Source organism: Rhizobium rhizogenes NBRC 13257 (genome assembly GCF_000696095.1).
GTDB classification, from domain to species: domain Bacteria; phylum Pseudomonadota; class Alphaproteobacteria; order Rhizobiales; family Rhizobiaceae; genus Rhizobium; species Rhizobium rhizogenes.
Map to the genome: position 1 here is coordinate 16,887 of NZ_BAYX01000009.1, position 12,885 is coordinate 29,771.

Annotated in this window: 13 protein-coding genes; 7 read left to right on the forward strand and 6 right to left on the reverse strand. The window is 60.9% G+C overall.

All coding sequences use genetic code 11. From position 1 onward, the window contains the following. Positions 1-106: 106 nt before the first annotated feature. Together RRH01S_RS20845 and RRH01S_RS20850 are read right to left on the reverse strand one after the other, a co-directional pair. On the reverse strand, positions 107-481 hold the full coding sequence (locus RRH01S_RS20845) for an antibiotic biosynthesis monooxygenase family protein (protein WP_042474086.1): 375 nt from the start codon (positions 479-481) through the stop codon (positions 107-109). Further along, the gene (locus tag RRH01S_RS20850; protein WP_007693855.1) at positions 478-807 is read right to left on the reverse strand and encodes an NIPSNAP family protein; all 330 of its coding nucleotides are present in this window, start codon (positions 805-807) and stop codon (positions 478-480) included. Before RRH01S_RS20850 ends, RRH01S_RS20845 begins: the two co-directional genes overlap by 4 nt. 71 nt (positions 808-878) lie before the next feature. Between RRH01S_RS20850 and RRH01S_RS20855 the strand changes: the two genes are divergently transcribed. Together RRH01S_RS20855 and RRH01S_RS20860 are read left to right on the forward strand one after the other, a co-directional pair. Beyond that, the gene (locus RRH01S_RS20855; RefSeq protein WP_042474089.1) at positions 879-1,598 is read left to right on the forward strand and encodes an ArsR/SmtB family transcription factor; all 720 of its coding nucleotides are present in this window, start codon (positions 879-881) and stop codon (positions 1,596-1,598) included. A 136-nt stretch (positions 1,599-1,734) separates the two neighbouring features. Then, entirely contained in the window at positions 1,735-2,808 is a 1,074-nt protein-coding gene (locus RRH01S_RS20860; RefSeq protein ID WP_042474092.1) for a serine hydrolase domain-containing protein, read from the forward strand. Positions 2,809-2,836: 28 nt separating this feature from the next. Here RRH01S_RS20860 and RRH01S_RS20865 read toward each other — a convergent pair whose 3' ends face one another. From RRH01S_RS20865 to RRH01S_RS20875, 3 genes are all read right to left on the reverse strand, one after another. After that, positions 2,837-3,265, reverse strand: a complete 429-nt coding sequence (locus tag RRH01S_RS20865; protein ID WP_042474096.1) for a DUF1284 domain-containing protein — start codon at positions 3,263-3,265, stop codon at positions 2,837-2,839. Further along, a complete protein-coding gene (locus tag RRH01S_RS20870; protein WP_042474099.1) occupies positions 3,262-3,852 on the reverse strand; it encodes a biotin transporter BioY in 591 nt (196 codons plus the stop codon). Before RRH01S_RS20870 ends, RRH01S_RS20865 begins: the two co-directional genes overlap by 4 nt. A 159-nt stretch (positions 3,853-4,011) precedes the next feature. Then, positions 4,012-4,680 (reverse strand): GntR family transcriptional regulator, encoded by a 669-nt coding sequence (locus RRH01S_RS20875; RefSeq protein WP_007693863.1) that lies wholly within the window; start codon positions 4,678-4,680, stop codon positions 4,012-4,014. Positions 4,681-4,893: 213 nt separating this feature from the next. Here RRH01S_RS20875 and RRH01S_RS20880 point away from each other — a divergent pair, with 213 nt between their 5' ends. Next, positions 4,894-5,586: an HAD family hydrolase gene (locus RRH01S_RS20880; protein WP_007693865.1), complete on the forward strand. Its 693-nt coding sequence runs from the start codon at positions 4,894-4,896 to the stop codon at positions 5,584-5,586. 45 nt (positions 5,587-5,631) lie between these two features. Here RRH01S_RS20880 and RRH01S_RS20885 read toward each other — a convergent pair whose 3' ends face one another. Further along, the gene (locus tag RRH01S_RS20885; RefSeq protein WP_007693867.1) at positions 5,632-6,267 is read right to left on the reverse strand and encodes a hypothetical protein; all 636 of its coding nucleotides are present in this window, start codon (positions 6,265-6,267) and stop codon (positions 5,632-5,634) included. 313 nt (positions 6,268-6,580) lie between these two features. Here RRH01S_RS20885 and thrC point away from each other — a divergent pair, with 313 nt between their 5' ends. From thrC to RRH01S_RS20905, 4 genes are read left to right on the forward strand one after another with little or no spacing between them, the layout of a single operon-like run. Next, positions 6,581-7,978 (forward strand): threonine synthase, encoded by a 1,398-nt coding sequence (gene thrC, locus RRH01S_RS20890; protein ID WP_007693869.1) that lies wholly within the window; start codon positions 6,581-6,583, stop codon positions 7,976-7,978. A gap of 20 nt (positions 7,979-7,998) precedes the next feature. Beyond that, entirely contained in the window at positions 7,999-9,297 is a 1,299-nt protein-coding gene (locus tag RRH01S_RS20895; RefSeq protein WP_012651063.1) for a M16 family metallopeptidase, read from the forward strand. A 51-nt stretch (positions 9,298-9,348) separates the two neighbouring features. After that, positions 9,349-9,963, forward strand: coding sequence for a GNAT family N-acetyltransferase (locus RRH01S_RS20900; protein WP_007693874.1), 615 nt, complete (start codon positions 9,349-9,351; stop codon positions 9,961-9,963). Beyond that, entirely contained in the window at positions 9,960-12,872 is a 2,913-nt protein-coding gene (locus RRH01S_RS20905; protein WP_007693876.1) for a sensor domain-containing phosphodiesterase, read from the forward strand. The genes RRH01S_RS20900 and RRH01S_RS20905 overlap by 4 nt, the downstream gene beginning before the upstream one ends. The last annotated feature ends 13 nt before the right edge of the window (positions 12,873-12,885 follow it).

Below are 12,885 nucleotides of genomic sequence, written 5' to 3' on the forward strand. Positions count from 1 at the left end.
TTACACTGAATCGTTACGCTTAACTGAGTGTTATGGTTACCTAACTTGGTTACCAAAGGCTAAAGCGGGTCTCACATTTCACGATTTCCCGGAAATAAGTCTGTCTTCAGTCGTCGCCAGGCTCCACCGTTCTGGATCCATCATGCACCATCAGGCTATCGGCCGGCGCCTCGTCCCGTTCGTTCATCCCGTAATCGCGCACCACATGCGCGATGCGCAGGCGGTAATCGGCGAAGACCGTCCCTCGCCCGGCCTTTTGCGCGGCGCGATGGGCTTCACGATTGCGCCATTCCTTCACCGCCGCCTCGTCGCGCCAGAAGGACAGCGACAGGATCTTGCCGCGCGAACTAAGGCTCTCGAAGCGTTCGATGGAGATGAAACCGTCGATCGTCTCGAGTTCGGCGCGTAGCTTGCCGGCAAGATCGAGATAGTGATGACGTTCGCCGAGATAGGGAACGACCTCGAAGATGACGGCGATCACGGCGCCACCTTCGGACCATGCGGCAACGATACGTTTTTCAGGAAGACACGGTCTTCCTTGACGAAGAGACGTTCACGGCGCGCAAAATCGAAGTTCGCCTGACCGAGCGGGTCGGCAGCGAGACGGGTGCGATAGGCCTCATAGGCGGCCAGGCTCTCGATATTGTAGACGCCGTAAGCCGTCGTCGCAGACCCCTCGTGCGGAGCGAAATAGCCGATGAGATCGACACCGTTGCGCGGTATAACCTGGCCCCAGGCCCGGGCATATTCGGCGAAGGCATCTTTTTTGAACGGGTCGATTTCGTAGCGGATGAAACAGGTGATCATGGTTTTCTCCTTCGTTAACGGAGATGTTTTCGCACATTGCCTGACGTCGATGCTTCGGTTACGATCGAAGTATGAAGGAAGGTCCTGACATAGCGCAGATTGGCGCACTCATCGGCGACCCGGCGCGGGCGAATATGCTCACCGCGCTGATGGATGGCCGCGCGCTGACGGCAACGGAGTTGGCGGCGGCCGGCGGTATTACGGTGCAGACAGCGAGCACGCATCTGTCGAAGCTCGAAGCCGGCGGGCTGCTGGCGCAGCGCAAGCAGGGCCGGCACCGCTATTTCGCACTGGCCGACGACAGCGTCGGCAAGCTTCTCGAGAGTATCATGGGCTTTGCCGCCACGCGAGGGCACCTGCGCTATCGCCCCGGCCCGAAGGAACCGGCACTGCGCAAGGCGCGCATCTGCTACGATCATCTGGCCGGCGATTACGGCGTACGCATGCTCGACAGCCTGATTGCGGCCGGCGCGATCTCGGCGGTCGATGAGAGCTTGAGGCTGACGGAACGCGGCGAAACGCATCTCACCTCGATCGGCATAGATGTGACGGGATTGCGTTCGACACGCCGCCCGCTCTGCCGCTTCTGTCTCGACTGGAGCGAGCGCCGCGCCCATCTTGCCGGCAGCCTCGGCAAGGCGCTGCTATCCAGCTTCTTCGACAAGGGTTGGGCGCACCGAATGGAAGACAGCCGCTCAATCCTGTTCACCTCGGAAGGCGAGCGGCGCTTCCTGGCGCTGTTTCCCCTTGAAACCGGGCGCAACGCCAGGGAACTGGAAAGCGCGGATTAAAACTATCGGCAAACCGTCCGGCGCTAGGGCGTGAACATACCAAAATCGTGAATGACTGAGAGCCGACATTGGCCAGCTTCGGGTTCCACGGTGCAAAGCAGCGGTGTATCATCCCCTCGCTCGAAGGGAGAGATCGATGGACAGGCTCGCCGGCAAGATTGATGCGGTCTTTGCCGATATGGACGTGCCGCAGCATCCGGGCGCAGCACTCCTCGTTATCGATCATGACGAGATCACCTACAGCAAGTGTTATGGCCTTGCCGATCTGGAAACCCAGCGGCCGATTACAACGGACACGTCGTTTTATCTGGGCTCGATCTCCAAACAGTTCACCGCCATGGCGATCATGCTGCTGGCTGAGGACGGGAGACTAAACTACGAAGATTGCCTGCCAGCCTATTTCCCGCAGCTTCCATTATGGAGCGCGGAAATCTCCATTCGCCATTTGCTGAATCACACGGCGGGGCTGCCGGGATATATGGAGTTCTTCAGCTCCAACGCAGGGATCCCCGAATGGACCCGCGATGTCACCGGCGTCACCAATGAGGCCGTACTCGAACGAACCATCGGCCTAGCAGGACTGGAGTTCCCCGTCGGCACGCAGTACGCCTATAGCGGCGTGGGCTATACGCTGCTGGCGATGATCGTAGCGATTGTCTCCGGTCAATCCTTTGCCGAATTCCTGCAAGCCAAGGTTTTCGATCCGCTTGGCATGAAGCATACCGTCGTCTACGATGCGTCCCGTCCCACGCGTCACAAGCTGGCGCATGGCTATTGGAAAGACGAGGGTCAATTCCAGCGGTGGGACTACCCCCTGCTGACAGCGGGCGACGGCGGTCTCTTCTCCACGCTCGATGATCTGTTTCTCTGGGATCAGGCCTTGAATACCGAATGTCTCGTCCCGAAAGCGGTACTGGAGCAAGCCTTTACCTCCGGCGCAACCAATGACGGCGCACCGGTTGGCTACGGCTTCGGCTGGATCACGAATGTCCTTCCATACTGTAACGCCTCCGAGCGCGAACAACTGCTGGCACTTGGCGGAACTGATCTTCGCCACGTCGCGCACGGAGGCAGTTGCGTCGCCTACAACAACTACATAATCCGCCTTCTTGATACCCAGCGCACGATCATCGTCCTAACCAACCACATGGGCGTTCCAGGCCCACGGATACGGGCGCACAAGGTCGTGGAAATCCTCTTCGGCTATTGAGAAGGAAACGCCCGTTGGGCTTATGGCTTCACGTAGTTTGACCCACCAGCACGCCTTTGAAACTGTCCGCGGCGATACGGCTGCAAAGCCCCGTCCATTCGCAGCCGAGACAGGCATGGCGAATGTCTCCGCTGGCAAAATTCCGTCGCAGTTTGGCGAGAAGACTGGCATCGGGAACGACGACCGAGCCGGGCGCGAGTTCTTCGCCCAGCAGCGCGACCACATCCGCCAGGGCGGCGGCGTCGCGCTCGATCACGGAATCCTTGAAACAATGCGGCTCCTTCTCGTCGAGAAGCGGCGCGCAGATGTCGTCTGGGCCGGAGACGAGTTTGATCTCTTCTCCGGCCGTCAAACGCTCGGCTATGCGGCGATAGTTGGCGGTGAAGGCCGGCGTATAGCCTTCACCGACGAAGGTCAGCATGCAGAGCAGATGATGGGCACGAAGCCGGATGGTCAATTCAGGCGCGCCTTGCCGCCATAGAGCTTCACACCCTTGAGTACGGCGGCAGCCAGCGCTGACTTCAGGACGGCACCGAGAATGAAGGGGGCAATACCGAGGAGCCAGCCCTTTTCCGCGCCGATCAGCATGGCGAGCCAGGCGCCACCGATCGCCAGGCCAAGGGCGTTGCCGGCAAGATGCGCTGTAAAGCTGCGCACGACGCGATCACCGCTCCAGCCACGCTCGGCAAGCCAGCCAACCAGCGCGCCCATGATCGGAAAGGAGACGAGATAGCCGGCCGTCGGCCCCATGAAGGGGGCAATGCCGCCGGCGCCGCCGGCGAGAACTGGGAAACCGATCATCGCCTCGCCCAGCCAGGCAAGAATGGTGAGCGTGCCAAGACGCCAGCCATAGAGTGCGCCGATCATGGTGACCGCAAAGGTCTGCATGGTGATCGGCACCGGCACCATCGGCACCGAGATCCACGAAGCAAGCGTCAGCATCAGCGTGCCCGCAAGAACGAAAATTGCCTTGACGATCAGCGACCGACCGCCGAGGCGCAGCGGATCGAAGGTGGTCTCTTCATGATGATGCAACAGGGACATATGGCTCTCCTTTTAAAACTATAGATAATTTTTGAGTCTCATCTATTTTTATGAAGAAAATTGGAGCGCGATGCAAGAGGCAGCCGGGTGCAATCCTCCTTTCCACCGCAAAGGTAGGCGAAAGGCCACTGCTGAATTATCTATAATTTGCGCGGAGAGCTATCCGACAATCGCAAATGCTTCGCGCGTCACCCCGGAAGGTGTCCGAACCGGTGCCCGGCCGATCCACTGCACATGTTTCTGCAGGATAGACGCAGCCTCCTCCGTCCGCCCCTGGCGCAGGGCAAAAAGGATAGCGCGATGGTCATGGTCGGTGCGCTTTTCCCAGCCCGATTGCCATGCGGAAAAGAGGAAGCGGGCGCTGGCGGCATGCAGATCATCGATCGAGGCGAGTAGCCGCGCCATATCACAGGGAGCCAGGATCAAACGGTGGAAACGGCGATTCGCTTCTTCCCAGGCGCGAACATCGGCGGCGGCATCCCCTTCCCGCGTCGCCTCCTCGGCGGCATCAAGAATGGCCGGCGTTAGATGCTGCGCCGCGTGCTTGAGCGCCAGGCTTTCGAGCGCCGCCCGCATTTCGGCGACTTCACGGACTTCCTTGAGATCGAAAGAAGCGACGCGAACGCCGCGACGGGGCTCACTGATCGCCAAACCCTGCGCCTCCAGGCGCCGGAACGCCTCACGCACTGGCACATGGCTAGCGCCGAACTCCTCGGCGATATGATCCTGCCGCAGCCGCGCATCGGGCGCGATCTCGCCGCGGATGATGCGGTCGGCAAGCACCCGGCTGATACGGCTGGCAATCGTGTCGTCGCGCTCTTTGGCCATGGCTGATCCTTAAAGGCGGGATTGCCGATTGTCGAGCACTCAAGGACCCTTTCCGCCAGCGCAGTCCAGCCATGCCCGCCGAACGGTTGAGCTTTGCCGGCGCATCGTGTAAAGCCGCACGATCCCATTTCAGAGCATGCCCCGAAGGCCGTGGACGGCTTTCGGACAAGGCGATGCCCGATCCAGCGCCCTCTTCAAAGGCAGAATATCCTCATGAGCAATGGCTTCGACCTCATCATCTTCGACTGCGACGGCGTTCTGGTCGATTCGGAAATCATCGCGGCGGAAGTCGAATCCAAGCTGCTGACGGACGCCGGCTATCCAATCAGCACCGAGGAAATGGGCGAGCGCTTCGCCGGCATGACCTGGCAGAACATCCTGTTCCAGGTTGAGCGCGAGGCGAGCATCCCGCTCTCCGCATCGCTCCTCGATAAGTCCGAGAAGCTGCTCGATCTGAAGCTCGCCAGCGACGTCAAGGCTATCCCCGGCGTACCGCTTGCCCTGTCGCGCCTGCCGATGCCGCGCTGCATCTGCTCGAATTCCAGCTCGGCGCGCCTCAACATGATGCTCACCAAGGTCGGCTACAAGGAGCTGTTCGCGCCGCACATCTATTCCGCCAAGGATCTCGGCGCCGATCGCGTCAAGCCGAAGCCGGATATCTTCCTGCATGGCGCCAAGCAAATGAATGTCTCGCCGGCCAACACAATCGTCGTCGAAGATTCCGTTCACGGCGTCCAGGCGGCGCGGGCCGCCGGCATGCGCGTCATCGGCTTTACCGGGGCATCACACACCTACCCGTCGCACGCCGACAAGCTGACGGATGCGGGCGCCGAAACGGTCATCGCCCGGATGGTTGACCTTCCGGGCGTGGTAATGGCTTTGGCGGAATGGGACGGAGTTCTGTAAGGCAGCAGGCAATAGTTTCAGCCTACTGCCTTGCTGCTTGAACGCTTAGTTTGTCGCTGCGTGCTTCCTGCGAGCCGGCTTCTCGGCCTTTGCTGGCTTCTGCGGACCTTGATCGAAGCTGAGCTGGACAATGGTGAAGCCGCCCGAACCACCGGCGACCTTGATGTCGTTTGCGGTGAACAGGAATTGCGTGGTCGTCTCGCCCGGCGGGATTTCGGCGGTGAAGTTAATGGTCTTGTCGTAGAGCGCCGTGTTGTTGTCCATGACGGCGACATGCACCGGCAGGGTGACCGTGCCGGAACTACCCATCGGGCCGGCGACAAGACGCCCTTGGGCGGCAATGTTGATGCCAAGGCTGGTGCCATCGCTCGTGCACTGGCGCGTCGCCTGGGCGAGCGATGCCTGATAGGTCAACTGGTTCGGATCGTCCTTGGCGCCCTTGGCATAGGTGCGATAGGTGGATGCCTCGTCGCGGATCACCACTTGCGGGCATTTGCCGGCGATATAGGCCTGACCGCCGGTGACCGGCTGGGCAGAGCCAGCAGCTCCCGCCGCAGGCGCCACCGTCACATCCGTCGCGGGCTGCTTGTCGCCGCCACCGCCGAAACCGAGAGAACTGCAACCTGCCAGCAATGCCAGAAGCGAAGCGGAGAAAAGACGACGCGAAACCCTGCCAAACACTATAATTCCACCCTCTGCATATAATTTACATTATCGGCCTGCAGCCTGTTCGACGGGCCTTTTATGACACTTGGCGATGGTCTATACCAGCGACGCAGCGAAAAATCGATTGGGTAGACACCGTTTTGGCTCACTTTTCGACGTCGACAGATTGGCGAAAGCCGCCGCCCTCCGGAAGCCACCGGACGGACATTGCGCAAACGCGAAAACCACGCGGCTGATCCGACGCAAAAAGACGGACGGCCATCGCTTCGTTCTTCTACTCTCTCAACCCATCACTCAGGCAATTTTGCGACCAAAGGAATTCTATACCGTGGACTATATCTCAACGCGGGGAGAAGCCCCTGCCCTTGGCTTCTGCGACGCTCTTCTGGCCGGCCTTGCTCGTGATGGCGGGCTCTATGTTCCCCGGCAATGGCCGAGCCTGACGAAAAAAGAGATTCGCGCCTTCCGCGGCAAGAGCTACCAGGAGGTCGCCTTCGCGGTGCTGTCGCCCTTCACCAATGGCGAAATCCCCGATGACGTCTTCCGCGGCATGATCGATGAGGCCTATGCCACCTTCCGTCACCCGGCCGTCGCCCCGCTGGTGCAGACCGGTCCGAACAGCTTCGTCATGGAGCTGTTCCACGGCACGACGCTCGCCTTCAAGGATGTCGCCATGCAGCTGCTCGCGCGACTGATGGACTATGCGCTGGAAAAGCGCGGGCAACGGGCGACCATCGTCGGTGCGACCTCGGGCGACACGGGCGGCGCTGCGATCGATGCCTTTGCCGGACGCGACCGCACGGACATCTTCATTCTCTTCCCCAACGGCAAGGTCTCGCCGGTGCAGCAGCGGCAGATGACGACCTCGACGGCCGCCAACGTGCATGCGCTGGCGATCAACGGCAATTTCGACGATTGCCAGAACCTTGTCAAAGCGATGTTCAACGACAAGGCTTTCCGCGACGGCGTCAGGCTGTCCGGCGTCAATTCGATCAACTGGGCACGCATCATGGCGCAGGTGGTCTATTACTTCACCACCGCCGTCGCGCTCGGCGGGCCGGACCGGAAGATTTCCTTCACTGTCCCCACAGGTAATTTCGGCGATATCTTCGCCGGCTATGTCGCCAAGCGCATGGGTCTGCCGATCGACCGGCTGGTGATCGCGACCAATGAAAACGATATCCTCGCCCGCACGCTGAAGACCGGGCGCTACGAGATGCGCGCGGTCAAGTCGACCACGGCGCCGTCGATGGACATCCAAATCTCCTCCAATTTCGAACGGCTATTGTTCGAAGCCCATGGCCGCGATGCATCGAAGGTGCGCGCCGCGATGGAAAGCCTGAAACAATCGAACGGTTTCGCGATCGGCGAAGACGCACTGAAGTTCATCAAGAAGGACTTCCGGGCCGGCCGTGCCAGCGAAAAGCAGGTGGCCGCGACAATCCGCAAAACCCTCGACGACACCGGATATCTCATCGACCCGCACACCGCCATTGGCGTCTTCGTGGCGGAAAAGAATGAGAAACCAACGAGTCCCATGGTGACGCTTGCAACCGCGCACCCGGCAAAATTCCCCGCCGCAGTAAAATCGGCATGTGGTATTGACCCGGCGCTTCCGACGTGGCTTGCTGGACTGATGAACAGGGAGGAGCGTTTCGACGTCCTCGATCCGGAGCTTAAAGCCGTTGAAACTTTCATCGGCAACCATACTCGGGCCGGGGAATGATAAACGCAGAAAGACAAGCGATGACAGTGGAGTGCACCCGGCTTGCGTCCGGGTTGACAGTAGCGACCCAAACGATGCCACATCTGGAAAGCGTGGCGCTTGGCGTTTGGATCAAATCGGGTTCGCGTAACGAAACCGAGGCGGAGCACGGCATCGCCCATCTGCTCGAACACATGGCGTTCAAGGGCACTGCCCGCCGCTCCGCGCGGCAGATCGCCGAGGAAATCGAGAATGTCGGCGGCGAAGTCAACGCCGCCACCTCCACCGAGACGACCTCCTATTATGCCCGCGTGTTGCGGGACGATGTGCCGCTCGCCGTCGATATCCTTGCCGATATTCTGACCGAGTCCGCCTTCGACGAAGAGGAACTGGCCCGCGAAAAACAGGTCATTCTTCAGGAAATCAACGCGGCGAACGACACGCCCGACGACGTGGTCTTCGACAAGTTTTCCGAAGTCGCTTATCGTGGCCAGACGCTTGGACGCGCCATCCTCGGCACGCCGGAAACCGTCGTTTCCTTCTCGCCCGCACAGATTCGCGGCTATCTCGACCGCAACTACACGACCGACCGCATGTTCGTGGTGGCCGCCGGTGCCGTGGACCATGACAGCTTCGTGCGCCAGGTCGAGGAGCGTTTTTCCAGCCTGCCGACCAAACCGTCCGCTCCGCCCATCATTGAGCCGGCCCGCTATATCGGCGGCAATATCCGCGAGACGCGCGACCTGATGGATGCGCAGATCCTGCTCGGCTTCGAGGGCCGCGCTTACCACACGCGCGATTTCTACTGTTCGCAGATCCTTGCCAATGTGCTTGGCGGCGGCATGTCCTCGCGGCTGTTCCAGGAAGTGCGCGAGCTTCGCGGTCTCTGCTATTCCGTCTATGCCTTCCATTGGGGCTTTTCCGACACCGGCATCTTCGGCATCCATGCCGCCACCGGCGGCGAAAACCTGCCGGAACTGGTGCCGGTCATCGTCGACGAACTGCACAAAGCCTCCCACAAGATCGAGCAGCAGGAAATCGAGCGCGCCCGCGCCCAGATCCGCGCGCAGTTGCTGATGGGTCAGGAAAGCCCGGCAGCCCGCGCAGGTCAGGTCGCCCGGCAGATGATGCTCTATGGCCGGCCGATCCCGAACCAGGAGATGCAGGAGCGTCTGCAGGGCATTACCATCGAACGCCTGACGGACCTTGCCGGCCGCCTGTTCTTCGATACTGTGCCGACGCTGTCGGCGATCGGACCGCTGGAGCAGCTGGCGCCGATGGAAGACATCGTCACGTCGCTGTCTTCATCGACCCCCGCCTCCAAAAGCGCGAGCGGCTAAAACCCGCTTCGCGTGCCGATCGGATCAATTCTCGGGGGAGTGTTGGGCGGAATGCAAAAATCGGTCTTTCGGTTTCTGTCACGTCATCCGGACGCGGTTGAACTTGAAGACGCGACCTATGTGCTGCGCCTGCCGCGTTATTCTGATTTTAACCAATGGCACAGGCTGAGAGCCGAGAGCCGCCGTTTTCTGGAGCCCTGGGAGCCGACCTGGCGCCACGATGAGCTGACTGAAGGCGCTTATCGGGCCAGAGTCATTCGGGGAAAACAGGAATACAGCTCCGGCCAGGCCATTCCTCTTTTCGTTTTCCTTAAGGAAAACAGCACATTACTTGGCGGCATCACGATTGGCTATATTCGCCGGGGTGCCGCGCAAAGCTGCATGATCGGATATTGGATGGGCGAGCGTCATTCCGGTCAGGGCCATATGTTCGCCGCACTTCGGTTGGTTATACCCTATATCTTTTCCGGACTTGAGTTGCACCGTATTGAAGCAGCCTGTATTCCGGATAACGAGCGTAGCATACGGCTTTTAGAAAAGGCCGGTTTCCAACGGGAAGGTCATTTGCGCGGTTATCTCAAAATCAACGGTCAGTGGCGTGATCACGTGATGTTTTCCCGGTTGGTGTCCGACACCGACTTGAACGGAAACTCCGTCAAGCGATGACCGCCGCGCTCAAGCCATCCTTGCCGGTGACCAAATGGCCGTCCGCGATCCTCGCGGCCCTTGCGGCTACTATTCTGTTTTTCCTGGCCGGCATGGCGCAGGCGGCCGAGCCTGTGAAGATTTCGCGCGACGACACCGCGCTGGACCTCACCGCGACGACGGAGATCTACACCAACCAGGGCGAGGCCTTTCAGGTCTCCACGGCCGCCGGCGCCGACGGTATTCGTCGCCGAATCGAGGTACGCTCCTCTTCACCCAACCATCAGGGCGACTGGGCCGTCTTCGCGCTCGCCAATGTCTCGGAAGAGCAGCTTGAGCGCGTCATCGTCGCCCCCCACTTCCGTCTGGTAAATTCGAAGATGTTCTGGCCGGATCTCGGCTCGCAACGCATCGTCGCGATCACACCGAGCGAAGGCTTCGCGCTGGACCGTCAGCCGAGCGACGAGGCCGATGTCTTCCGCATCACGCTGAACCCGGGCGCTGTCGTCACCTTCGTCGCCGAGCTTTCCTCGCCGAACCTGCCGCAGCTCTATCTCTGGGAGCCGAACGCCTACAAGGATACGGTCAACGCCTTCACGCTCTATCGCGGCATCGTGCTCGGCATTGCCGGCCTGCTGGCGGTGTTCCTGACCATTCTCTTCGTCGTCAAGGGCACCTCGATGCTGCCGGCGACGGCCGCACTTGCGTGGGCGGTGCTCGGGTATATCTGCGTCGACTTCGGCTTCCTCGGCAAACTCATCAGCATTACCTCCAGCGATCAGCGAATATGGCGCGCCTGTGCGGAGGTGGCGCTCGCGTCGAGCCTGGTGATCTTCCTGTTCACCTATCTGAACCTCAATCGTTGGCATGCCCATCTGGGCTACGTGACGCTCGCTTGGATTCTCGGTCTCGCCTTGCTTTTCGGCGTGGCGATCTACGATCCGTCGATCGCGTCCGGCATCGCGCGCCTGTCGCTGGCGCTGACGGCGACGGCGGGCCTGCTGCTGATCATCTATCTCGGCTTCAGCCGTTACGATCGCGCCATTCTGCTGGTGCCCGCCTGGGCTCTGATCCTGGTTTGGCTGTTCGGCGGCTGGATGACGATCACCGGCAAGCTCGACAACGACATCATTCAGCCGGCGCTCGGCGGCGGCCTCGTGCTGATCGTGCTCCTGATCGGCTTCACCGTGATGCAGCATGCCTTTGCCGGCGGCGCGTTCCAGCAGGGCCTGTTCTCCGATCTCGAGCGGCAATCGCTGGCGCTGACCGGCTCCGGCGACACCGTCTGGGACTGGGATGTGGCGCGCGACCGCGTCGTAACGACACCGGATATCTCGACGAAGCTTGGCCTGTCGCCCGGAACCATGCATGGCGCGGCGCGCAACTGGCTGCCGCGGCTGCATCCCGACGATCGCGACCGTTTCCGTGCCACGCTCGATGTGCTTCTCGAACATCGCCGCGGCCGGCTGAATCATGAATTCCGCATTCGTGCCGAAGACGGGCATTTCCATTGGCTGTCGATCCGCGCACGGCCGGTACTCGGTTCGAACGGCGAAATTATCCGCTGCGTCGGCACCATCGTCGATGTCACCGAGCAGAAGAACTCGATCGAGCGGCTGCTGCACGATGCGTTGCACGACAATCTGACCGGCCTTCCGAACCGTCAGGTCTTCCTCGACCGCCTGCAGGCCGTGCTCACTTTGGCGCCGGAAGGCAATCAGCTTCGCCCGACGGTGATGGTGATCGACATCGACCGCTACAAGCTGGTCAACGATACGCTCGGCGTTGCGGCGGGCGATAATATCCTGATTGCCCTGACCCGGCGCCTGCGCCGCCTTATGAAGCCGCAGGATACGCTGGCACGGCTCTCCGGCGACCAGTTCGGCCTCATCCTGGTGTCAGAGCGCGATCCGGCCAAGGTCGCCGATTTCGCCGATGCGATCAGCAAGGCGATCATGGTGCCTATCAACTTTGCCAATCGCGAGATCATTCTGACGGCATCGATCGGCCTGACATCCTGGGTCGACCAGCAGGAAAATGCCTCGGGCCTATTGAGCGATGCCGAGCTTGCGATGTACCGCGCCAAGCGCGCCGGCGGCAATCGCGTCGAGCCTTTCCAGCCCGCCTTCCGCAGCTTCGGCACCGACCGCCTACAGCTTGAAACGGATCTGCGCCGCGCCGTCGAGCGCAAGGAACTGTCGCTGGTCTACCAGCCGATTGTTCGACTGGAAGACGCTGAGGTTGCCGGTTTCGAGGCGCTGATGCGCTGGGAACATCCCAAGCGCGGCAATATTCCGCCGTCGGAATTCATCCCGATCGCCGAAGCCTCCGATATTATCGGCCCGCTCGGCATGTTCGCGCTGGAACAGGCGACCAACGACCTGATGGCCTGGCAGCGCCAGACGGGCGACCTGCCGCTCTTCGTATCCATCAACCTCTCCAGCGTGCAGCTCCTCAACAACGAGCTTTACGACGATATCCGAGCCCTGCTCGCGAAAACCCATTGCGAACCGCACCGCATCAAGCTCGAATTGACGGAATCGCAGGTGATGGAGAACCCGGAACAGGCCCGCCTCGTGCTCGGCAAGCTGCGCGATGCCGGCATCGGCCTGGCGCTTGACGATTTCGGCACCGGCTATTCCTCGCTCTCCTACCTCACCCGTTTCCCCTTCGACACGATCAAGCTCGACAAGACGATGGTCTGTGACGAAAGCGACAAGAAGGCCATACTTCTGCGCTCCGTCATCTCCATGGCCCGCGAACTCAACATGCGCGTCGTCGCCGAAGGTATCGAATCGGAAGAAGACGCGCTCGAACTCGCCAAGATGGGCTGCGCCTACGGCCAGAGCTTCATCTTCGGACCGCCGATGGGCACGGACTCGGTGCTGCGGCTGCTGAAGGAACGCTTTCCGCTGACGAAGCGGGCTTGATATAATATCCACC